Below are 23161 nucleotides of genomic sequence, written 5' to 3' on the forward strand. Positions count from 1 at the left end.
TATGAACTTACTAAAAGAAACTATCTCTTTCTTTACTGATAAAAAAATTCTTTTATCCATATTTATTTTATTCGTATTGGAATGTATTCTTCAGGTTGGCTTTTATAAGCCATTTTTAAAGAAAAATTCCTATGCTTCTAATATCAATCGTGTGACAGAACATGTTGTTTCCAAACGTGATGTGTTGGACCCGGATATACTCATTGTGGGAACCTCTGTTGCTTTCGAAGGAATCAGCATTCGGATATTAAATGAAGAACTTCAAAAAGCCGGATGGAAAACTCAATCCATAGCAGTTCGAGGGTCGGAGTTGGTTGTCCAACACCGAATTCTGGAAGAATACTTAGATAAATTTCCCAACGTGAAAATCATCCTTCACGTAATGGAACCAGGAATGCCTTGGGTTGACAGAAAATACATTGTAGATCCCACAATGACAATGTTATCCGAACTCGGAAATTTTAAAGCTATCCCGACGGTCCTCAATTTTGAATACGACCTAACCTTTTCGAATTATTTGTTTCTTATTTTTAAATCTGTGGCCTATCGCAAAGATCTATCAGATTTGGTGATTAACTTCAATGAAAGATTAAAGGCAATAGCAAGAAGAAATAAGAACCCAAACCTAAATGCCTGGGATTATGAAAACGACCATCCTGAATCCATCGACGAATACCAATTAAAAAGTGTGGATGATTGTTTGAATCGACTAGCTCTCCACCTACCTCTTGAAATTCCCAAAGCATCAAACCCTGACCATAGGCGTATGTTGTTTGAAACTTGTGGTATTGCCAGTGTGGTTCCGCAAGACTCAAATGAAACGGAAGATACAAAACGATACTTTAGAAGATTGAAAAAAATGTATGACTATATTGCTGATCGTAACATTCATATCATCAATGTTTTTGCTCCATATTCTGATGTAATTAGAAAAGTAAACAATGAAGGTAGGATGAAAGTTTGGCAAGATGGCCTGTCTGAAGCATTGGCGCCTCACCAATCATTAGATGAAATGGACCTACAGGATTCTCTTGGCGAAAAAAATGGAAAGTATTGTTTTGATTTGATTCACTTAAATGAAGCCGGCATGAAAGAGTTCACAAGAATTCTAGCTAAAGAATTGGAGAAAAAAATTGGAAAACGATGAAGTTACCTTAAATCAATTACAATCGGAAGTAAACGATTGGATTCAGACAATTGGAGTAAGATACTTTTCAGAACTAACCAATTTAGCAATTCTTGTGGAGGAAGTGGGAGAACTTTCAAGACTTATGGCAAGAAAGTATGGAGACCAATCTTTTAAATTCGGCGAATCTGCAGAGAATATTCCAAACGAAATTGGTGATATCCTATTTGTCCTCACTTGTTTAGCAAACCAAATGGGAATTTCTCTTCAGGATGCCATCCAAACAACAATTCAAAAAAATACAAAACGCGATTTGAATCGTCATAAAAACAATCCAAAACTCTAACCATTCGATTCAACTAAAATTCCTGCCTCTCTCCGAATGGCATTCCAATAAGCTGCTAAATGTGCAGGGTGTGAATTCATATCGGAAATACAATAATCAAATTTTGTTCGAAAAGTTGAATTTGTTTCTAGAACTGATTCGTATTCTGAATACTCAGAATACATTTTTCGAAAGAATTGTTTTTGGCCCTCAAAATCATAATCTTCTCGAAAAAACATAAAAGCATGCGCAAGATCATGTAACAAATGTTCAAATGCATCTCTTTTCCCTTCCACCAAAGTGCCGTTTAGTGCATCTTCCCAACTAATCGTTGAATAACGGTATCCCTGACTTTGGGATTCCAACATTTCTAATGAACTTGGATTATAATCGATCAAACGAATGTCCCATTCGCCTATATGCCACTTCCAGAGTGCAAATCGTACGGTGTCAGGCATTCCATAAAATCGCACAATTTCCAAAAATTCTCTGGATTCATTTCGGTTTGGCAATGGTTTGCCCATCCTTAAAAATGGATGTCGTTTGACTCTTCTTTCCAAATACAACAAAACCAGTTGAAAGCTGAGTAAACTATCGGAGATACGACCAGATTCCCAATCTGCTTTTAGAGAAAATAAATTTGGGCCAATCAACTCCGCTTCTTTTTTTAACTCAAGTTCAGAAATACAAATTTTTTTAAAGGAGCCATAGATGCGGCCGTTTTCATGTGGCATAAAGAATTTAATTTGAAAGACCGTAATAATCCGTTCCTAAATTAGCGACTCCTCCCGTTTCGCCTCCGAGAAACAATAAAGTTCCGTCAGAGAATTTGATACCACTATGTTTTGATACACTATATCTAGCCATTCCCATATCGAAAAAATTATTACTCTTTGCATAATCAAGTTTTTCTATAACTCGACTTGGTTCACTTGTGGTATATCGATAGGCACCACCATAAAACAGAATCCCACCATCCGGCAATTCTGATGCGACACTCCATTCTCTGCGAAATTTGGAATTTGCTATTGTAAAAATTTGGTTTCGTGAATAATCGTATAACATAGTGGAGTTGTTTAAATTTGATAACTGTGCTCCATAAATCAGGACATTCCCATCTGCTAATTTCATACACTTCAGAGCGCCCACAGGAACTGGCAAAGTTGGTCCCCAAGAGAAGGTTTGTGTATTTGGATCAAAAAATTCCGTTGTGTCCTTAGGTGCAAAAATTCCATCAGTACCACCAATTATAAAAACCCTTCCATCATCCAGAAGGACAGAACAAGAAAAGGATCTGGAAGTCATCATTCGATTGGAAACTTCCGTAAAAGTCCCTGTAGTAGGATCATATACCTCTGCTGTATTCAAAGAAGTATAATAAGTGGGTGTGACCGGCGCAAAGTCTCTAATCCCGCCCAAAATGAGTATTTTTCCATCCTGAAGTTTAACGATATTGTGTAAATGTCTAGGTCCATTCATATTTCCAGTAGGAGTGAAAGTTGCTGTATCCGTATCAAATAGATAACTGGAAGTAAGGGCGTAAGCATTTGCTGATTGAATTCCTCCAGTAATAAGAAGATTTTTTCCATCTAACATCACTCCACGTTCGCCACGTGCAATTGGTGGCAAATTTGGATTTGTTAGTATAAAATCAGAAGCACCTTTCCGAAGAATCTCAGCTGTCGAAGATGATCCGTAGATGGCGATCACATCGCCATTTGTATTTTGAAATGCCTCAAATTCAATCCTGCTAAAATGTAAATTAGGGCCCGGAACAAGTCCAATAAACTGAATCGTTAAACTATTAGATACTATATTGGATGCATTATCCTTTGAATTTAAAAACTGAAATGTAAGTGAACCTGGGTTATTCGAAGAAAAATTAGTTTCAAAATACACTCTGTAGGTAGTTTCATTGACTTTTTGAACGGATCTAAGGACAACCGAAGATGCAAGTGGGCCGCTTAATATTGGAGGACCAAAATTTTCTAGTGGTTCCGAACTCACAAAGTCCCAATATCTAGGCGAAAAAAAAGTATAATCGGTGATAGGAATATAACCAACAAGAGAGACAGTAGGAATTTTAGTATCAATGATAATAGAAAGTTTATCATTCTCCAAAGTTTCACCAGAGTTGGAAACAACTCCTGAAAGTTTCAAGTCATACTGACCGTCATCAGTCAGTGGATCAAACTTCACAAAAAGACGATCCCTATCAAGTTTAGTAAAACTTATATTTGAAAAAACACTTTGGTTCGCTTCTGCAAGATAGCTTGTATCTAAATTAGCAAGTTCTCGATTGCATTGTAAGATAACCTGATCAACACTTCCTAGAGCTTTGGTATTGGTATTATCGGAACAACTAAAAGGTGTTGTATATAAAAAGGCACCTAGAAGTAAACTTCCCGTAGATTTCGGATCAAAAATATTCCTATACTCTGCCGGAAACATACAACCAACAGAAAAAAGAAACGAAAGATAAACTAATTTATTCAAAACTGTATTCCTCCGTATTTCCAAGAATATCACCAATCCGACCACCAAGAATCATTCCACCACCAGCTGATGAATAACGAATCTCACAACCTTCCCAACGAGCATTCAAAGAACGACTAGTCATATAAAATCGATTAATCGATTCAGACCAAGACTCCGTATCATGAATAGAATCGAATGTAGAACCATTTACTGTACGGTATTCCAAACCACCTGCAATGATGAGTTGGTCTTTTCCATATGGAAAAACAAACGAGGATCCCCACTCCCTTCCAAACAAAAGATTTTTATGATCTCGAATTGTATCCGTAAATGGGTTATAAATTTGAGCACGGAGGACTGGTTGGCTTGTATCAAATCTTGAATTGATTCCACCAAGAACCAATATCTCTCCATTTGTTAATCCATGCGCAAAATGATTAAAACGTTTGTATAATTTTACAGATGAGTTTGTTAAAGTTTTCGAATTGATGTCGTATAAAGCGATGGAATCCAATGCATACGCATTAAAATCATTTGGCATTGGCCCAGTCACATCGGAACGTTCACCACCAAAAATCACTACCTTACCAGAAGCATGTGACAAAACTTGGGCTTGTTTACCACGAGAATCTGATAAGTTACCTATAGCCTCAACAGTCATTGTGGCTGGATTGTTCGTGATGTGAACCAATTCCACCATTGCAACAGATTGGAATGGTTTAAACGGACTAAGCCCTCCTACAACCAAAACATCTCCATTGGGAAGGACCGTCATTTTATGTAACTGGCGAGGAGTTGTTAACGACGGGCCTTCTATCCAAACATTGGAGATAGGATCATAAATTTCTGTTGAAGATAAACTTCCGTTGGATGGATCTCCTACTTTTCCACCAAACCCACCTGATACGAACAACCTACCATCTTGTAATTTTACAATATCGAATTCCTGCCTACGGTATACCATATCAGGGGCCGGTACAAATTGTTTAGCGACAGAATTATAAAATTCAGCGTGACTGAGTGTACCATTACCATTGATCAAAACATCCTTTTTTGCTCTTCCACCCAAAACAAGTCGTCGTCCATCATCTAACTCAATTCCGACACATGACCTTCTAGCCACATTGAGATTGGGGCCACTTTTAAAAGCAAAGACATTGATAGGTACCATCACTGTCCCTTGAGAGTTGGCGGCCTTATCATTCACTCCAATAAATGAAATGGTGAGTAAACCTCCATTAGAATTTGGATCCCCCGCAAACAACAAACGAATGTTACGTTCAGACACAATAACATCGGATACAACAAGGGTATTTTTTGCAGTCCCAGATAATGAAACTTGTGATAATTTTCCTTCCCATACTATCTCTTCATTCGATACGATATCCAAAAATCCTGATTGTAATTCAGATATATCGATTCCGTTTCCCGTCCGAAGTTCAAGAACCGGCGGCTGGGAATCAATTTCAAATTCGAAGTTTGCTGGATTCACGATAAGTGATTCATTCAAATAATAATCTTTTAAGTTAACACTAAACTTACCAGTAGTTATAGCTGGTTTCATTCGAACTTCATATAAATACCTACTACGAGGGATCACCTGGGAAATTGGGTTCACACCTACTCCGGAAATTGGTAATCGTAATCCATCTGCCTTCGCAGTAAAATCATGATTCGTAGAAATATAAATGGTTCCACCGGGTTGTACACGATTGGTTGAAAATTCCATATTAACCACAGGTTCTCCACCGAGTAAAAACAAACTCAAGTTTGCCGGTGAATTTGGATCAAATGCATTTTGGCCAGAAGTAAGTTGGCAAGAGATTAAAAATGAAAAAAAGAAAATAAACTTAATCTTTTCCATACAACTCAACCCTTGTATCTGCCAAAGAAGAATCTCCAAAAATAACGATTCCTCTGTTTGTTTGCACTGCTGTATGTTCCGAACGCGCATTCATCATTGTATCAACTACAAAGTTCTTCTTTTCCACATGATCATACAGTTCCAAAATCGCTGATTTATAATAAGTATCCACACCACCTGTATACAGAATTTGAGAATTCGAAAACAGGGTGATTGACCCTCCATTTTTCATTCTGCTAGTAAATCCATTGGTTAAGCTAGTTGAACTAGTTTCGTTCCAAGACTCAATACTCCGAGAACCAACTCCACCACCCATTACACCGCCCAAAACCAATCGATCATTCCCTGGCACATTAATACTTGTTATATTGGATCTTGCCGTAGATAAAACTACTGGCAACGTGCTAAGAACTAAAGTCTTTAAATCTAAACTCCAAATTGAATTAGAGTACACTGCAAATGGGTCGACCCGATCTTTACCGCCTGAAAACAAAATCCTCTCTTGATTCGAATCATATTCAGCAAACTGAAATATTGTATTCATTGGAAGGTTAGCTGAAGTATTCAATATGGTTGTATTTCCACTTTGTATGGATACATATTCATGATCGTTAGCAATTGCTGTTTGGTCTGTACCAACTTGGAACTGACCACCGGAAACTAATAAATCACCATGATTTAAACATACCATGGAATGACCAAATCGCCGCTTCTGCATAGTAAACGGAAGTTCTTCAACTGTTTGGTTTGTGCTGTTGATTTTATAAATTTTGTTACTTAATTGCGTATTGGCAGTAGCAGGCCCAACAATGGTCTTCCCACCAGAAACATACACTGTCCCGTTTGGATCCATACAAATGGCCATTCCCATTAAACTTTGATTTAATGAAGGAAGGATCGTGGTTGTTCCCGATTCTGGATTCAAAATTTCAACAGTTGCAACCGTAGTCCCGGAAATAGAAACTCCACCAACTAATAAAATTCTACCGTCAAACAAAGTTTGAGTGGCGATCTGGCCTTTTGCTTCTGAAATATTTCCAATATAACGTGGATATGGGAATTTGAATTCTAATGTTTTCCCATTAAATACATACTCTGTCAGTGATTCTGGTCTTCGGATGGAAATGGTGATTGGATCTCTCCACTCAGAGCGAGAAGAAACAGAAAACAATACACGTACTTTCGATTCGGATAAAGGAAAAACATCCCTTAAAACTAAATCGTCTTTATAATTTTCAGAAACAAAAAAATGTTTTTTATTAAAATGAGATGAGACTGGTTTATTTAGATCTAAATCTAAAATCTCTGTTTTCACAAAAGATGGATAATCATTTGTTTGGTATCTAGTTGTGATTTGAATTCCATCTTGAAATGCCAGAGTAGATAAAACTGCGACAGACCCGCCTGAAAGTGTGGTCGGGTCAAATAGATTTTGGGATTTGTTTTCTATCTTACATTGAAACAGTAATATGATGAAGATTATATTAAAAATGCATCGCATATCCTAACTTCCCAATCCTATCAATTCCCATATAACCTTGGTTTTCCCAATTGAAATCAAGCCATACACCTGACTTTTCCTTAGGATTGGGCCCTAAGAGATAAAAATCAAACACATTTGCCGACCAGATGAAGAGAAGTACCGTAAGTGCCTGCGATAAATTGGCCCTTGAAGTTTCCATCTTTTGTCTATGAGGTTCAATCAGATAATAATTGAGGGCAACTGTTTCAGCAATGCGTGAATTTGGAGGGACTCCCACAGCTGATTCATAAGATGCTTTGTCATGTCTATAGGTATTGTACTGATATCCTGCGTAAAGGATTCCTAAGGTAAAAATGGACATATAAATTTTTCCCTTCTCTTCCTGTCCTCGCACATATTGTCCCCAACCGGGGTATAAAAAAGATCGGAATGCATATGTAGGATTGTAAGGATTGAATAAAGGCGCATCAGTCAGTGAGGTCTCTGGATTGACAGCATATGTTAAAATGGTATCTTCTGATTTTTCAGCGTATTCTTTTGTATATGGTTTTTGTATTTTCTGGTTGGTTTTTGACCATTCTCTTAAGGAAGAAATTACATAATTAGACAATTCGGAATAAGAAACTTCTCCGTTATAGTTGGAATCAGCTCTTCCTTCCAATCCGTAGATGAGATACTTCGTAAAAATTCCATACCCTGATTTTGGATCTTCGAAACTAGAATAACCTACCTTAGTGGAATAAAAAACTGAAACAATTTCTGAATCTCGAAATGTCACTCCCTCTAAATATTTTTTACCCTCTTCTCCTTTTCCATCTTCTGGGTTACGACAAGCATCAATAAAAAATACTACCCTTTTTAATTTATACTTTCGAGTCATTTCTAAAAGTTGTTCAACGGCAATCCCAGATTCAAAAGGATTTGTCGGATTGGCATCTTCAGGGAGTAAATATACTTTGTCGTTGTAGTCGACAACCCCATGCCCTGAAAAATAAAATACAAACAAATCATCAGGGTTTGTTTCTCCTAATAATGTTTCTAAGTTTGTTAGAATATTGTATTTAGTTGGGGTAGAATTGATGGAACCTTCCTGCACCAAGGTTTGAATGCGATTGTATGACCCATAACTGAATAAAATTTTAGTCATCCCCAAAGCATCGCTTTTTGCTGTTTTTAGATCGCCTAAAGACAAATTCCTATATTCACTCACCCCCACCACAAACCCAAAGCGTTTGGATGAGACCTGCGCTGGCAAAACTACTGGAGTAGTCAAAAATAAGAATATTAGAATTTTTGATTTCATCAATATTACGATTCTGCAGCTAGATCTGCGGCTTGTTTTTCCAAACTTAGTGTGTTCTCGCCAACCTTTCTAGCATTTATCACAACTTCTCTATTGATTTCTTCCATTTTTTGAACTACTGCAATCATCTGATCTTTATCTCGATTTAACACTTTTGATTCTAAATCCAAATCTCTCGAAATCGATTCAATTAAGTCCAATGATTCCAATACTTCATTGTTGATGTTCTTTTGAGAATTAATTTTGTTGGTTGCAGTTCGAATCACACCACTTAAAAGCTCATATTTGGATTGTAATGTTTCCGTTTGTTTGAGTGACACTGAAGCAAGTTCAGTCCCTTCCTGAATGAACCGATTGGAATTGGTAATGATCTTTTTGATTTTAGTCGCATTTTCATTTGAGTTTTCGGCCAATTTTGCGACTTCTTGTGCTACGACGGCAAACCCTCTTCCATGTTCGCCAGCTCTTGCTGCTTCAATTGATGCATTTAATGCAAGTAAGTTTGTTCGGTCAGCAATCTCTGCCATAATATCGTTCACTTCACTGACTTCTTTTTGGGATTCATTCACCGATCGGAGTCTTTCTTCCAAATTTTGAACGGTTTGTGAAAGTACATTGCTCCTATCTTGAAAATCACTCATATTAGAGTTCAACTCTTCAACAACTGTTCCAATTTCGGAAATACTAAGTTTTAATGTATCGGATTTATGATTTAACAAAGTGATTTGGTTGTGTTGTTTTCCAATATTGTCTACAGAAGATTGGATACTTTCTGAAAAAGAAGAAACAAATTCCGTCAATTCGTTAATAGATTTGTCTTGCGATTCAATTTGAAAATTAAAATCGGTTGTGATTTCACGAATCGATTTTAAGGTTTTAAAAAGATCCGAACCAACTTGTATCAAATTACGATTTAAATTATCAGCCGTTGTCCTTTCTGATTCCGCAATTTTTTGTCTTTCTTCTGATTCATTTTTGATTTCGTTTAACAAATTCAATACTGCAGAAGTTAAATATCCAAAACAAATCAAAAATAATATCTTAAATACTTCATTCGAGATACCAACTGTACTCTTTTGGCTTTGAAAACCCTCCACTTCTTTAAATTCAACTCCTTGCCCATAACCAATGAAGGAAATCATTAATAGACAAAAAGCAGAGTAATATGTGCTCATAAGGAGTGTTCGTTTTGAAAATAAAAACGCTGAATACACTACATAAAAATAATACAATACATAGAGTGTAGGTGATTTAATTAAATCTGCCGCAACCCCACTTCCCCCCATAAGGCCGGAAGCTGTGACGGCAAAAAGAACCGTGATATCCATAAGAATGAGAACCTTTGGGAAAAATGTGCCTAACTTTTCCTTTTTGAATAAATAAGCTTGGATTCCCCCGTATATAAACATACAGGTAATCCCCACTAAATAACTAGTTGTTTGTAATGTAGTGGAGGTTTTGTACGAACCAAGAGTTGCTATGATATAGAATCCAGCCAAAAGAAATCTGACTCGATTCACATACACAGGACCTAATTCCACCCAGTTCTTTTTTGTTTTTATAGATTCTAAACTAGTTCTCGACATAGGATGATGATCGGGAAACGAAAGTGAATGGAAAGTGATTTTCTTTTTTTACTCACTGAAAGCAGAAAGTCTGTTGACAAATTATAGTTTAATATTAAACTATTCAATATGGAAACAATAAAACCCAACAACAACTCCGTAGAAAAAAAAATACATCCCGCTGAAGAACGTGGGCATGTCAATTTCGGATGGTTGGACAGCCATCACTCCTTTAGTTTTGGCCATTGGTACAATCCCGAAAAAACAAACTTTGGCGCACTCCGTGTACTCAATGATGACATCGTAGAACCAAGTATGGGGTTTGGTACGCACCCACACCAAAATATGGAAATCGTTTCTATCCCTCTCTTTGGTGAGTTGGCTCATAAAGATAGCACTGGAACCAATGGTATCATTCGTACGGGAGATGTACAAATTATGTCCGCAGGTTCAGGAATCCAACATTCGGAATTCAATCATAGCGCAGAGAAGAAAGTTAATTTTTTACAAATCTGGATCCTTCCTAAGGTGGCCGGAATCGAACCAAGGTATGCGCAAAAAACTTTTTCGGAAGCGGGTCGGTTGAATCGGTTTCAAACTGTAGTTTCTCCTATCGATGAAGAAGCTGTTTGGATCAACCAAGATGCTTATTTTTCTTTGGCAACACTTGAACCAGGAAAGGAGCTTTCGTATTCAGTCCATGCACCGGGGCAAGGAATCTTTACTTTTCTCATCAACGGCAAACTGAAAGTGGAAGACACTCAACTGGAACGTCGGGATGCCGTAGGGTATTGGGGAAAAAATGAATACCAATTTCATGCCGAAGTGAAATCGGAATTACTCGTCATCGAAGTTCCGATGAAGTAAAACAATTAGAGAGGGGTCAATCTCAGTTGGCTCCTCTTTTCATCCCATTCAGATTCTCCTAAGATCTATTTCTTTTTTTGTCACATTTTTCCCATTTATGCGAATTTTTTTTCGTGAATATATCTTCATATTGGTCTAAACAGGCAATAGGAGAATTATAAATGAAAAGTTACCAATGGATTTTGAGTTTTCTTCTTTTTGCACTTACTTGCAATGTTTTCGCAGAAAGTAACACCGGCATTTCGCCACAAGAAGCCTTACAAAAATTAATAGAAGGAAACATTCGATTCACTAAAGGAAAATCCAAACGACCCAATCAGTCTTTAGAAAGAATTCGAGAAGTCTCAAAAAAACAATCACCGTTTGCTACGATTGTCGGATGTTCTGATTCACGTGTCCCTAACGAAATCATTTTCGACCAAGGATTAGGTGACTTGTTTATCCTAAGAACAGCAGGCCAAGTTTCCACTTATGCATCTTGGGGCTCCATTGAATTTTCTGTAGCTGTGCTCGGTGTAAACTTAGTTGTAGTTTTAGGACATTCAAACTGCGGGGCCGTGAGTGCAGCCTGTAAAGCAAATGATGTGCCTGGACATATTATTACACTCACAAATGCAATCAAACCAGCAGCAGAGAAAACCAAACACCTCGAAGGTGATTGGTTAGAACACGCAGTGAAAGCAAACGTTGCCTTACAAGTTTCCTCTCTTAGAAAACTAGATCCTATACTTTCCAAACGATACAACAACGGAGAAATCCAAATTCTCGGTGCAATTTATGATCTGGAAACAGGAAAGGTTAGTTTTCTCGATGAAGAATATATAACTTCAATTTCGAAATAGGTAATCATATGGACATACTAAACTCTCTTCTAGCAAATCTCCAAACACCAATGTTTCTTGCCTTTTTACTTGGGATTTTTGCCACTTTAGTTAAAAGTGATTTAAAATTTCCAGATGGAATGTATACAGGGCTTACAATTTATTTACTCTTTGCAATTGGTTTAAAAGGGGGAGTAAAATTAAACAACACAACAATCCAGGAATTTTACAAACCTGCGATTGTGGCACTGGCCCTTTGTATTGCAATTCCAATCATAGCATATTTTATACTAACAAAGTTAGGAAAATATAGTAAAGAAAATGCTGCTGCTTTGGCTGCTCATTACGGATCAGTATCTGCTGTAACCTTTAGTGAAGCACTTGCATTTTTGGAATCTTTACATATTCCTTACGAAGGTTATATGCCAAGTATGTTGGCCATAATGGAAATTCCAGCAATTATCATTGCTCTTTTCCTACTCAAAGTGAACTCCACTCAAGAGAAAGAAAACTTATCCTGGCAAAAAGTAACGCATGAACTATTTACTGGAAAAGGGACATTACTCTTGATAGGTGGCCTATTGATTGGGATCCTATCTGGGAAAAAAGGGCACGAACAATTTGCACCTTTGTTCGAAGTACCTTTTCGAGGAATGCTAATTCTGTTCTTACTGGAGGTTGGGATTGTCACTGGACGTCGTCTGGCTGACTTAAAACAGGCAGGAGTTTTTTTAATCGGTTTTGGAATCCTCTTTCCTATTTTTAATGCGATGTTAGGATTGATTCTTGGTAAATATATAGGATTGTCCATGGGTGGTGCCACCATCCTTGCTACCTTAAGTGCAAGTGCATCTTATATTGCCGCACCAGCTGCCATTCGCATTGCAATTCCAGAAGCAAGCCCAGCATTGTATCTAACATCTTCCCTTGCAATTACCTTTCCATTTAATCTTTCCATAGGGTTACCACTTTATCTTTCCGTTTCTCAATATCTGTATGGAGTATAAAATGAAATTAGAAAAAGCAAAATTAATAACCATTATTGCGGATGAAGCCATTCAAGATAGGTTGGTTCAAGAACTAAAATCGGTCGCTGTTAAAGGTTATACGATTAGCGATGCAATTGGCGAAGGCATCAATCAAAAACATCTCACTTCTTGGGAAGGAAAAAACATACGATTAGAATCTTTGGTTTCAGAAGCAAAGGCTAATAAAATCTTTGAAATCATTGCAGAAAAATACATAGATAAATACCCTATGGTGATCTTTATGAGTGATGTCGAAGTGATCCGTAAAGATAGGTTTAGCTAAATTCTATGAATCTCACCTAGAATGTATGACCAATATCTAAATAAAGTAATTGGTCTTCTCTAGAATAAGCATAGTCAAATAGGATTACGGTTGCTTGGTCCCAAATCAGCCGTAATCCCAATCCACGCGCATGTTTATAGCCTAACGTGTTCACATCACGTAGTTTGTCCCAAACCCTACCAACATCATAAAACGGAACGATACTCAATTGAAAAAAATGATCCCATAATGAAAAACTTCCCACTCGGTATCTAAGCTCTAGGTTATAAAAACCAATCACAGGCCCAAAAAAACGTTCTTGCCTATAACCTCGTAGGGTGTTTTGTCCACCAAGTGCACCAAACGGACCATCGATGGAATAAAGATAGCGGTATTCAAAGAAAGGAACTTCCCCTTCAATTTTTGTGAGTGCCACACGTTGTGCAATGACAAACTCTTCAAATAGTTTTGGGAAAGGTTGGTAAAAGTTCTTTGCTTGTGCAAAATGCCGAATATAATTAAAATCCGATCCAATGGTTTTTTCGGCTTTATTGATATTGTATTCAATGAGCCAACCTCGATCAGGGTCTGGCTCGTAATCTCTTGTATCATAAGCAATCCCAGCACGAACGTAATTTAAATTTCCACCATGTAGGCCAATAATTTTTCCAGCACTTGCATCCTCCGTTAATTTAGAACTATCTTCAATCGCAGGCACTCGCAAATTGGTGAGAGGTTCTCGTCCTTCGGTTGTAGTTCCATCATACCGCCTAACAGTATTTTTCGAAAACTCCACTCCTCCCCAAACTCGGAAAACTTGGAAAATTGTTTTGTCTGCTGCAAACTGTCCATATGTAGTATCAAATTGGTAATCGTGGTAGTGTTGGTTGGAAGTGAACTCTTTTCCAGGACCACGATTACGAGTGTATGAGTTTGCATTTTCAAAATCGGAATAAGTGGCATTTCGAGTGATACGGCTTCCATCAACATTTCTATCTTTAAAATAAAGTGGTTCTAAACTTTCAGTTCCAACACCAAAGTACTGGTTATAGAAACTAGCATCATGCCCTACGTATGCTCGCAAACGATAAGCAGTATCAGCAAAGTATGGGGCATCCCAAGCTAAGTAATTATTTTGTGTTCCACGATTGGTTCGGTAAATTCCTACATTGAACATATGTTCATAAGGAGTGTATTTGAAAGAAGAGTCTGACTTGGTTCCGTTATAAAAAATATTGGCAAGTACACCAAGACCAGATCCATTGACCGCATCATTTCCGAAAAGTGGTAGCCCTGTCGCATACCAACCTTCTCTTTTTTTAGAAAGTTCGTTCTCGTCTAATTTTTTAAACTCACCAATCCATTCTGGTACATCAGAATTTCTCTCTTCTGCATACAGCGGAATGAATACCCATGTTGATATCACTACCAACACAGAAATCAGATTCCGAAAAACCATTTAGGTTATTTAACTTCGCGGACTTGGATGGTTTCGACTCGTTCTTCACCTGCAATAATATCAGAAAGAATTACCACTTTTTCTCCCATTTGGAGGTAACCATTATTCACAAGAGTTTGAATGGCCAGTTTGATTGTTTTTTCAGGATCAGAGGAAAAATCCACACGATAAGGAATCACACCTCTTGTCAGCCAAAGCTTGCGTCTAACAGATGTCATATTTGTAAAAGCATGAACAATAGGATATTTTGGATGAAAGGATGCCAAATTATTGGCAGTGATTCCCCGACGAGTGATTGCAATGATCGCATGGGCTTGCATGGAATCAGCTAAATTTGCTGCAGAACGAGCCATCTCTTCTTTTTGGTCTTTCGGCTTTCTTTGGGCGGCTAGTCCAAGGTTAATCGACATCTCCATTCGACGTGCAATTTTATCCAACATCTCTACACATCTGACAGGAAACTTACCCATCGCAGTTTCACCAGATAACATAATGGCGTCAGCTTCTTCATAAACAGCATTAGCAACATCCGTCACTTCGGCTCTTGTTGGAGATGGGTTTTGAATCATCGATTCTAATAAGTGAGTGGCAACAATCACACGTTTCCCTTCTTCTTGGCAACGTTTGATGATTCTCCTTTGAACAATGGGGAGTTCTTCAATTTCGATTTCTACACCCAAATCCCCACGCGCCACCATAATCCCATCAGATTCGCGGATGATTGCATCTAGATTTTTTAATCCTTCTTGGTCTTCGATTTTTGCAATGATTTGTGCATGGTGGTTTTTTTCATCAATGATCCCTCGAAGTTGTATGACATCTTCTTGTGACCGAACAAAAGACAGAGCAACAAAATCAATATCTTCTTCTAAACCAAAAATAATATCCTTTAGGTCTTTTGGAGTAATGGAAGGTAAATTAACTCGGATTCCAGGTAAATTGATATGTTTTCTTGACCCAAGCTTCCCTCCATCTAACACTGTACAAACGAGTTCATTCTCACGAATCTCTTGCACTGCTAGGTTGATAAGTCCGTTGTCGACAGTAACTTTATCTCCAACTTTCAAATCTTTTACTATATCACGATAATTAACAAAAACACTTTGTGCTTCTGCTTCCATTCCTGGAATGATATGGAATGTAAAGGTTTCCCCAACTTTTAAGTGGAGGTCATTTTGAACATCCCCAGTTCGAATTTCTGGCCCTTGAGTATCAAGAAGGATAGAAATTGGATGTTTGTGTAATTCATCTTTATTTAAAGATTTAATAATACGAATGATCTTTCTATGAAACTCGTGATCTCCATGACTCATGTTGATTCGTGCGATGTTCATTCCAGCCAAAGCTAAACTTCGGATCATTTCTTTAGAAGCAGTCGCAGGTCCAATGGTACATACGATTTTTGTTTTTCGAGCTCTTAGTTGTTCAATAGCAGGCATAATTTTAAGGTTTCAACCGAGGTAAGATTCTATTCAGAAAGTCTAATTGCGATTCCGCAATGTCAAATTTCTCTTGGTTTGGAAATTTTTCACTTCGTTGGCGGTCACTTTCCGCAGTTACTTTATCCAAAAGTTTTTTGCCATGTCGTTTCAGATACCCTGTAGAAACAAGGATCGGCCATGGAAATTTTTCTCTTTGGTTCCGGATTGGAAAACTATAGATTTCTTTTCCGCCAAATTTCTTTAAGAAAAAAATCAAATTCTCTTCTGTAAACTTTCCATTTAATTTAGAAAGTACATACTCTCTGTCTGGATACACTCCAAACTCCCAAGCTTCGTCCAAAATCCGAATGACCGATTCAATGGATTCTTTCCATTTTTTTTCTTCTTCAGGACTTCCTTGTTTGACCGGCTCAGCAATGTCTTCTTCACCACCGTTAAAACCAGATGTAGAAGCAGCAGATTGTTGTGACTGTTTGGATTTTTTTTCTGCATCCTTTTCAGCTTCTTCTCTGTCCTTCAAACGTGCTTTCACAAGACGATCTCTTTCTTGAGATATTTTTTTGGCTTTTTGGCTCGCCAAATCCTTGTTTAGTTGTTGTTGCAAACGAGCTTTGATCGGAGGAATTTCAAATTTATGAACGGTCATACTACCCATGATCATTCTCCAAATTCTTGTAAAAAATGGTAGAAACTGAAAAAGGCTCTGCGCTTCGATCTCTTCCAACAACCGTTTGGGGCTTTCGTCATTTAAATGTAGAGTTACGTTCATCTGATTAAGAACACGAATTTCTAAATCCGAATGTTTGATTTGAAATGTTCTTTTTGCCGATTCAATTGCCTGAGGAATACAAGATTTATGAAGTATAAATTCATTATAAACTTTGTTATCAGCATACTCCGTATATAGAAGTTCTGGTTGTGATAATAGCGAAGCACGAAACTCATCAGTCAAAGGTTCCCCACTCACACGAAGTAAGTTTACCTCAACAATCCGACCTGCTTCCGCAAGGAAAGCCATGAGATCGTCAATTTGTTGTTTACGTTTTTGTTTTTCTTCTCTTTCTTTATCTTTTTCAATTATCTCATTTAACACCAAACACTCTTCGATCAGAGTTTTTTGGTCTCCATAAGAATCATTCATATATCCCTTAATTTCGGTTAAAAGATTCCGAGGAGAGTTCCAAGAATCTTCGGTGACCTCTCCCATAACTCCCAAATTTTTTAAGGCAGGGTAAATCGTATTTTTTGTATAATCAATATACCCATCATAACGGTCCGCAATCTCAGAAGGTCTGTTGTATAAAAAAACACTTTTATTTGCAGGTCTTGATGCTGAATCATTCCGGAAGAAAAACAAAATTTTATCATCCACCAATTGTTTCAAAATTGGTTTCAAATGGATGATGATCGTAGCATCCTTTTGTACTTTTGTTTTGTCATAAGGGCATTGGAACAAGTTTCCAATTTCTGTCGATGCATAGGTATCAAACAACCTGTTGGAATCAACTGCGGCTTTGATGACCTTACGCATTTTTTCTTTCCCAACGTACTTTCTTTTTTCATTGAACCACCCTTTAATTGCGGCGGTTGAAAGTTCATTGAGTCCGAGTGCATAACGGAAGGCAGTTCCCCCATCGGCAGTTGTGGGCCTTGCAAAAACAGTATTGTGTTTGATAAAGGTTTTTGGATTTTCCGGATCCCCTGGTTCGTTCGGGTGAAACTCCAATACATTCATTTTTCTAATGATCGCAGGATTTTGTTTATAACTGAGATCGATCACATAGTTTTCGGTTCGATCACGATCAATAGAGCTATCACGTTCAATTTGTTCTACGTTCGGCAAAACTTTGTTTTGCAAAAACTTATCTGTCCACTCGAAGATCACCAGTAAAACTTTGTAGATACCTTTATAGGAAAAGTCCCCCCGTGAATCCATAGCCTGCACCTTTTGGAGGCAGGCAGTGTAATCCATTACTTTTAATTCCGGGAGGTTGGGATCTAACATTTACCTAAAAATTTCCTTAGTTAAAAAATCCTTTTTTATAAAGCAACTCAGCATTCAAAATTGCAGCACCTGCTGCACCTCGAATCGTGTTATGCGAAAGCACTACCCATTTCCAATCCAAAATTGGATCTTCTCTTAGTCTTCCGACAACGGTTGTCATTCCTCTTCCGGTCTCTAAATCTAGACGTGGTTGAGGTCTATCATTTTCTTCGCGATAGAGAATAGCCGGGTTTGGTGCAAACGGCAATCCCAATTTCTGTGGTTCCCCTTGAAAATCGGCCCAAACTTTCAGAATCTCTTCTTTTTTTGGTTTTTTATCAAAAGAAACAGAAACACAAACGGTATGGCCGTCAAAAACCGGAACACGATTGCAATGTGCCGAAATTTTAAAATCTGCGGATTTGATCACTCCGTCTTTCACGGTTCCCAAACATTTTTGTGGTTCGATTTCTGCTTTGTCTTCTTCGCCACCAATATAAGGTACCACATTTCCCAGAATATCCATCGTTGGAACCCCAGGGTATCCTGCGCCCGAAATGGCCTGCATAGAAAATAACATAACAGACTTTAAACCGAAGGCATCCATTAAAGGTTTTAAGGATATCGTAACACCCATAATCGTACAATTAGAATTGGTAATGATTTTTCCTTTGGTCTTTTGGAATTGTAAAACATCCAAATGGTGTGCGTTCACTTCTGCCGAAAGAATGGGAACATTGAGATCCATTCTATGGTTTTTCGAATTGGAAAGAACCATCACTCCTGCTTCTGCATAAGCAGTTTCTACTTCGCCAGCAATCGATGCATCAAGACCACTGAACACGAGTTGCACGCCCTTCGTCACTTCAGGATTTGGTAATGTAATGATAATGTCTTTTGCGTATGTTGGGATATCAGATGAAATCTTCCAACGAGATTTCATCACCTCACCATAAGTTTGACCGGCACTTTTTTCTGAAGCTGCCAAATGGGTCACCGTAAAATAAGGGTGATTCTCCAAAAGTTGAATGAATCTTTGACCGACGGAACCTGTTGCTCCCAGGACTCCAACTTTGATTTTTTCCATAAAATTCCTTAACTAATGTAAGGATTGAAAAACATCCTATTTCGGAAAGAGATTTCCAATTCTTTTGGCATAAATCGGATTCATTTGTTCCATTCCTAAATATGTAAAGTGGTGGAAGTCAGAAAAACCTTGCATGGGCAATCTTCGGTGAATGTCCCAATAATAGACGGACCCACCTTCCAAAGATTGTAAGTAACGGAGATGATCCCTGTACCAATTCGAATCTTCGTACCACTCTAGCGAAATAGGATTTTCAGGATTGTTAATGAGTAAAAATGGAACATTTCGCTCTCGGAAATGGTCTGCAATTTTTTTGAGATACCGAAAGTGGAAATACGGCCGGAAGGTTTCCTTGCGAATCCTTTCTTTTGCCAATTTTAAGGCAACGAGGTATCCAATCCCTGGTCTTTTTTCCAAACCCTCAAGCAACCGGTAATAAAAATACTTTCGGTATTCTTCGTCTTTCATACCTAAATAACGAAAATCTTCCGTTCTTGGTTCCCTTTCATACTGGATCCCAGACTTTGCTTCTTCGAGCCCAAATGTCTGTTCTAGACGAACTCCCATAGGATCAAAATGGTAATCTAAATAGGCGCCGGTTGCCTCGTTCGCAAACCACACCCGCTCTAATTTGACAGTGACTAACTTTTTTTCCTGAAAGAATTTTGAATCCAATCGAAGACGAACCCAACCTTCCCGATCCAGAATCATTTCCTGCCGACTGGTTCCATTCGTAATTTCCATCCGGCAAGGTTTTCCAGCCAAAAGAAACTGAGTGACTTCCACCCAAAACCCCTTGTTTTTGATTTTTTCTGTCGGAAAAAAACTAAATTTTTGCCCAGTCCAACCAAGCCCGTTGATTCCTTCAGGTATGGAGGCTCCTACATATGCATGGTAACTGGTATTCCGTCCAAAACGGTGTTGGATTAAATTCTGTATATTCTGCAGATATATATCTTTATAACGATAAAACGAAAATCCTGAAGAGATTACGTAACGTGACCAAGTATCCCAATCCATCGATGAGCCAACTTCTTTCAAAGTCTCCCAAGGGAATACCCACAAAGACTGAGGGGCTTCACCAAAGGTGAGGGCATCTCTTACAACCACCGATTCATCAACGGAATCGTTTCTTCCCTCAGGGAAGATAACGTAAGTTCGGTGGAGTCTATAATCAATGAAATTGACAGGATACACAACTAGGTCAGGTTCCAAAGGATCAAGCCAATTGAGTAATAAAAACACATAGAGTGGGCTATTACCGGCATAAGCTAAGTAAAAAACATCCACATCTAAATCATAATCAAGAAGGAGTGATTCTTTGAGTTTACGTGAATCTATCGAATAATAGGCAACGGAACTACCAACGATGATGACCCTTTTTTTTATTTTTGGTATTTTCCGGATTCTCTCATACTCATATAAAAAATTGAAAAAATGGTTCGTATTCCAAGGAGACTCATTGGGCAATAAAAACTGTAATTTTTTAAAAAACAAAAAATCAAGACCAAACAAGGAAACCAAAAAGAAACATATTACCAAAATCCTCTGTTTCATTTTCCTACCTAAAAAACAAAATACACAAAAGGTTTACTTTCGGCCGATAACAATACAATCAAAACGAGTGAAACAGAAGCCAAAACTCCAAAAAAGGCCGTTTTTCCTAATGAATTCTCCCATTTTCTCAATCCATCTAACAACTGCTTATTGTCCTTAAAATAAAAACTCCCCCAAATATGGCCGATCAAAATGATAAATAAACAGTATAAAAAGTTCATTTCAAATGTATAAGGAAGCGAAAAACCCTCTTTTTTTGAAAAAAGGCCCTGTAGGTAGCACAGAGCCGTGCTAAAATCAGCACTTCGAAAGAATACCCAAAGCAAACTGACTAAAATAAAAGTTCCCAAGATTTGTATTGGTCGGATCCATAAGGTGGATTCACTAGAGAAGTGGTGAGATACCCATCTTTCAATAATGAGTAAAATTCCATGACAGCACCCCCAAACCACGAAATTCCAAGAGGCCCCATGCCAAAGCCCTCCAATGGCCATCACTAAAAAAAGATTCCTATAAGTAAATAGTGGCCCGATCCGATTTCCACCTAACGAAAAGTAAATGTATTTTTTGAGCCACTGTGAAAGAGAAATATGCCACCGAGTCCAAAATTCAGAAAAGCCAGAGGCAAGGTATGGCATCCTAAAATTTTCAGGCAATCGGAAACCAAAAAGAAGTGCCGTGCCCTGGGCAATATCAGTATATCCAGAAAAATCACAATAGATCTGCATCGAATAACTGAACATTCCCATCCATAACGTCTTGGTAGAGACATCCCCAGGTTTCGAAAAAGCTAAATCTGAAATCTCTCCTAAATGGTCTGCCAATACCATCTTTTTGAATAATCCTAACAAAATCAGAAAAAAGGCAAAAAGGACAGGAATCCGAATAAAGGGGAGAGGCCTACGGATTTGAGGCAAAAAAGACTTTGCGGTCACAATCGGTCCCGCCACTAACTGAGGGAAAAAAGATAAAAAGAGCAAATACGAAAGGAAATTTCTTTCTGAATTCAATTCTCGTCTGTAAACGTCGACTACATAAGAAACAGATTGAAACGTATAAAAGGAAATTCCTACAGGTAGGAGCCATTGGTCCCAAAACTTTGCAGGGTCGAGGGGCAGGCCAACAATAATTGCCCAATTTTCAGCAATAAAATGCCCATACTTAAAGAAAAATAGAATACCAAGGCTATTGGATAAAGACAGAAGAAGTAAAGCTAAGCGAATTCGTCTTCCGCTCAGTAAATCCAAGGCCCGTGAGACCGAAAAATCCACACAAGCAACCCAAACCAGAAGCAGAAAATAAATAGGAGTCCAATAACAATAAAATAAAGCACTGATAACAAGCAAGTAAACGATTAATGATAAGCTATTTTCTGCCCTTCCGAAAACGTTTTTCTGCCAAAAATTGACACTTAACCAACGCAAACAAATCCAAAAGGATAGCGAGGTCGCCAAAAAAAACCCAAATACTGCCGAATTAAAAAGCATAAATATGCCTATATTTAATCAATTATACATTGTACTTGCATTTCACTCCGCAGTTAGGGCAGGTGCAGGTCACCTCTGCCTTCACTCGCCGCCCTTGGGCTCCTTCTACCTTGCCTACTGCAACAAAATCAAACACGATTCCCTCGGGAACAAAGTGCCCGGAACCATATTTCGCCGTCCCTTCAATCAAATTGGAACAAGCATGACATTTCACTCTCAATCGAATCGTTTCCGCCATATAAAAGAGAACGGTGGAAGCGGAAGCACGGAGTGGCAACCACTATTCAGGGACCTGACAATATTACATACAGATGTGATTTCGCTACACATGACAATATGTCAGCGAAATCACCCGAATAGGCTATTATTTGCTCCCCCGAAAATTCAATGCGCCGGTTGCCTTAAAACCCGCCACCGTAGGCACATTGAAGCTTTTACGATGCTAATTGCCGAGAAATGGGCGAATATTTTTCCTGCTTACTGTGAAATCATGCTAAATTGCGGATAGAAGCACCCGAAAGTCTCTTAGGGACCTCCTGTGATTCCCACAGGGGGATATTGGCAAAAACCTCTATTTTTTGGTGAAGATGCGAATAGAACAATATTTCAGATCTGACCATCGCTGGTCAGCTAAGGTTGTCCGGATTTCTACCCCTTCTTTTTCTATTTTTCGCTCCTTAAGTTCATGCCTTTCTGGAAGTAAGTATAAACCGGCCAGTATTCATGTCCAAATGAGGGCAGCAGAGAACCGCCCATCCCTTGCCTGCCGCAAAAGGAACATGCCGAAAATTGGGTGCCCTAGGCAGAACAGTAGATGCCCAAACTCAGACTTATCGAATGAACAAAACAACCGTAAGGTGGTCAATTCTAGGCAATTAAGTTTTTTTAACCCATGTCCAGTAAATGCCTAATTTTGGACGATTTCTACAAATCTTGGAAAAAGGGGATGCCCGGGGATGAGCACATATGGTATTTTTTTGAAAAGTGATTAAAAATGGTCAATTTCTGAGGAATTCTCAGCCG

At 38.2% G+C, this 23161-nt stretch carries 19 protein-coding genes; 6 read left to right on the forward strand and 13 right to left on the reverse strand.

Annotation, left to right across the window (positions count from 1 at the left end; translation table 11 throughout):
* Nucleotide 1 precedes the first annotated feature (1 nt).
* Together CH364_RS16610 and CH364_RS16615 are read left to right on the forward strand one after the other, a co-directional pair.
* Nucleotides 2-1147, forward strand: a complete 1146-nt coding sequence (locus CH364_RS16610) for a hypothetical protein (RefSeq protein ID WP_100744908.1) — start codon at nt 2-4, stop codon at nt 1145-1147.
* Nucleotides 1134-1472, forward strand: a complete 339-nt coding sequence (locus CH364_RS16615; protein WP_100744907.1) for a nucleotide pyrophosphohydrolase — start codon at nt 1134-1136, stop codon at nt 1470-1472. Before CH364_RS16610 ends, CH364_RS16615 begins: the two co-directional genes overlap by 14 nt.
* Here the strand turns inward: CH364_RS16615 and CH364_RS16620 are convergent.
* From CH364_RS16620 to CH364_RS16645, 6 genes are read right to left on the reverse strand one after another with little or no spacing between them, the layout of a single operon-like run.
* Nucleotides 1469-2185: a hypothetical protein gene (locus tag CH364_RS16620; protein WP_100744906.1), complete on the reverse strand. Its 717-nt coding sequence runs from the start codon at nt 2183-2185 to the stop codon at nt 1469-1471. The genes CH364_RS16615 and CH364_RS16620 overlap by 4 nt on opposite strands.
* 7 nt (nt 2186-2192) lie before the next feature.
* Nucleotides 2193-3947, reverse strand: coding sequence for a Kelch repeat-containing protein (locus CH364_RS16625; RefSeq protein WP_100744905.1), 1755 nt, complete (start codon nt 3945-3947; stop codon nt 2193-2195).
* Entirely contained in the window at nt 3940-5793 is a 1854-nt protein-coding gene (locus CH364_RS16630) for a Kelch repeat-containing protein (RefSeq protein ID WP_100744904.1), read from the reverse strand. The genes CH364_RS16625 and CH364_RS16630 overlap by 8 nt, the downstream gene beginning before the upstream one ends.
* The gene (locus tag CH364_RS16635) at nt 5780-7294 is read right to left on the reverse strand and encodes a Kelch repeat-containing protein (RefSeq protein WP_100744903.1); all 1515 of its coding nucleotides are present in this window, start codon (nt 7292-7294) and stop codon (nt 5780-5782) included. The genes CH364_RS16630 and CH364_RS16635 overlap by 14 nt, the downstream gene beginning before the upstream one ends.
* Nucleotides 7278-8579, reverse strand: coding sequence for a caspase family protein (locus CH364_RS16640; protein WP_100745053.1), 1302 nt, complete (start codon nt 8577-8579; stop codon nt 7278-7280). Before CH364_RS16640 ends, CH364_RS16635 begins: the two co-directional genes overlap by 17 nt.
* A 5-nt stretch (nt 8580-8584) precedes the next feature.
* Nucleotides 8585-10165, reverse strand: coding sequence for a methyl-accepting chemotaxis protein (locus CH364_RS16645; protein WP_100744902.1), 1581 nt, complete (start codon nt 10163-10165; stop codon nt 8585-8587).
* Nucleotides 10166-10273: 108 nt separating this feature from the next.
* Between CH364_RS16645 and CH364_RS16650 the strand changes: the two genes are divergently transcribed.
* The 4 genes from CH364_RS16650 (at nt 10274) to CH364_RS16665 (ending at nt 13143) form a co-directional block, all read left to right on the forward strand.
* Nucleotides 10274-11011: a pirin family protein gene (locus CH364_RS16650; protein ID WP_100744901.1), complete on the forward strand. Its 738-nt coding sequence runs from the start codon at nt 10274-10276 to the stop codon at nt 11009-11011.
* 161 nt (nt 11012-11172) lie between these two features.
* Nucleotides 11173-11853 (forward strand): carbonic anhydrase, encoded by a 681-nt coding sequence (locus CH364_RS16655; protein ID WP_100744900.1) that lies wholly within the window; start codon nt 11173-11175, stop codon nt 11851-11853.
* An 8-nt stretch (nt 11854-11861) separates the two neighbouring features.
* Complete coding sequence (locus tag CH364_RS16660; RefSeq protein WP_100744899.1) at nt 11862-12839, forward strand: sodium-dependent bicarbonate transport family permease; 978 nt, start codon at nt 11862-11864, stop codon at nt 12837-12839.
* Between the two features lies 1 nt (nt 12840).
* Entirely contained in the window at nt 12841-13143 is a 303-nt protein-coding gene (locus CH364_RS16665; RefSeq protein ID WP_100744898.1) for a P-II family nitrogen regulator, read from the forward strand.
* A gap of 16 nt (nt 13144-13159) precedes the next feature.
* Here the strand turns inward: CH364_RS16665 and omp85 are convergent, their stop codons facing one another.
* From omp85 to CH364_RS16700, 7 genes are read right to left on the reverse strand one after another with little or no spacing between them, the layout of a single operon-like run.
* Entirely contained in the window at nt 13160-14557 is a 1398-nt protein-coding gene (gene omp85 / locus CH364_RS16670; RefSeq protein WP_243401434.1) for an Omp85 family outer membrane protein, read from the reverse strand.
* A gap of 29 nt (nt 14558-14586) precedes the next feature.
* Nucleotides 14587-16020 carry a pyruvate kinase gene (pyk, locus tag CH364_RS16675; RefSeq protein WP_100744896.1) on the reverse strand — a complete coding sequence of 478 codons (1434 nt, stop codon included), beginning with the start codon at nt 16018-16020 and terminating at the stop codon, nt 14587-14589.
* 4 nt (nt 16021-16024) lie between these two features.
* Nucleotides 16025-18028, reverse strand: coding sequence for a hypothetical protein (locus CH364_RS16680; RefSeq protein WP_100744895.1), 2004 nt, complete (start codon nt 18026-18028; stop codon nt 16025-16027).
* Nucleotides 18029-18044: 16 nt separating this feature from the next.
* Entirely contained in the window at nt 18045-19094 is a 1050-nt protein-coding gene (asd, locus tag CH364_RS16685) for an aspartate-semialdehyde dehydrogenase (protein ID WP_100744894.1), read from the reverse strand.
* Nucleotides 19095-19130: 36 nt separating this feature from the next.
* Nucleotides 19131-20651 carry a hypothetical protein gene (locus tag CH364_RS16690; protein ID WP_100744893.1) on the reverse strand — a complete coding sequence of 507 codons (1521 nt, stop codon included), beginning with the start codon at nt 20649-20651 and terminating at the stop codon, nt 19131-19133.
* A gap of 8 nt (nt 20652-20659) precedes the next feature.
* Nucleotides 20660-22105 carry an MBOAT family O-acyltransferase gene (locus CH364_RS16695; RefSeq protein ID WP_279627926.1) on the reverse strand — a complete coding sequence of 482 codons (1446 nt, stop codon included), beginning with the start codon at nt 22103-22105 and terminating at the stop codon, nt 20660-20662.
* 55 nt (nt 22106-22160) lie between these two features.
* Nucleotides 22161-22376 (reverse strand): hypothetical protein, encoded by a 216-nt coding sequence (locus CH364_RS16700; protein ID WP_083901925.1) that lies wholly within the window; start codon nt 22374-22376, stop codon nt 22161-22163.
* Nucleotides 22377-23161: the final 785 nt, after the last annotated feature.

The sequence above is a fragment of the Leptospira harrisiae genome, assembly GCF_002811945.1.
GTDB classification, from domain to species: domain Bacteria; phylum Spirochaetota; class Leptospiria; order Leptospirales; family Leptospiraceae; genus Leptospira_A; species Leptospira_A harrisiae.

Excerpts from the sequence above, each read along its gene's own strand:
- CH364_RS16610 (WP_100744908.1), top strand. The coding sequence starts at position 2 with ATGAACTTACTAAAAGAAACTATCTCTTTCTTTACTGATAAAAAAATT.
- CH364_RS16620 (WP_100744906.1), bottom strand. The coding sequence starts at position 2,185 with ATGCCACATGAAAACGGCCGCATCTATGGCTCCTTTAAAAAAATTTGT.
- CH364_RS16630 (WP_100744904.1), bottom strand. The coding sequence starts at position 5,793 with ATGGAAAAGATTAAGTTTATTTTCTTTTTTTCATTTTTAATCTCTTGC.
- CH364_RS16635 (WP_100744903.1), bottom strand. The coding sequence starts at position 7,294 with ATGCGATGCATTTTTAATATAATCTTCATCATATTACTGTTTCAATGT.
- CH364_RS16640 (WP_100745053.1), bottom strand. The coding sequence starts at position 8,579 with ATGAAATCAAAAATTCTAATATTCTTATTTTTGACTACTCCAGTAGTT.
- CH364_RS16645 (WP_100744902.1), bottom strand. The coding sequence starts at position 10,165 with ATGTCGAGAACTAGTTTAGAATCTATAAAAACAAAAAAGAACTGGGTG.
- CH364_RS16650 (WP_100744901.1), top strand. The coding sequence starts at position 10,274 with ATGGAAACAATAAAACCCAACAACAACTCCGTAGAAAAAAAAATACAT.
- CH364_RS16655 (WP_100744900.1), top strand. The coding sequence starts at position 11,173 with ATGAAAAGTTACCAATGGATTTTGAGTTTTCTTCTTTTTGCACTTACT.
- CH364_RS16660 (WP_100744899.1), top strand. The coding sequence starts at position 11,862 with ATGGACATACTAAACTCTCTTCTAGCAAATCTCCAAACACCAATGTTT.
- CH364_RS16665 (WP_100744898.1), top strand. The coding sequence starts at position 12,841 with ATGAAATTAGAAAAAGCAAAATTAATAACCATTATTGCGGATGAAGCC.
- pyk (WP_100744896.1), bottom strand. The coding sequence starts at position 16,020 with ATGCCTGCTATTGAACAACTAAGAGCTCGAAAAACAAAAATCGTATGT.
- CH364_RS16680 (WP_100744895.1), bottom strand. The coding sequence starts at position 18,028 with ATGTTAGATCCCAACCTCCCGGAATTAAAAGTAATGGATTACACTGCC.
- asd (WP_100744894.1), bottom strand. The coding sequence starts at position 19,094 with ATGGAAAAAATCAAAGTTGGAGTCCTGGGAGCAACAGGTTCCGTCGGT.
- CH364_RS16690 (WP_100744893.1), bottom strand. The coding sequence starts at position 20,651 with ATGAAACAGAGGATTTTGGTAATATGTTTCTTTTTGGTTTCCTTGTTT.
- CH364_RS16700 (WP_083901925.1), bottom strand. The coding sequence starts at position 22,376 with ATGGCGGAAACGATTCGATTGAGAGTGAAATGTCATGCTTGTTCCAAT.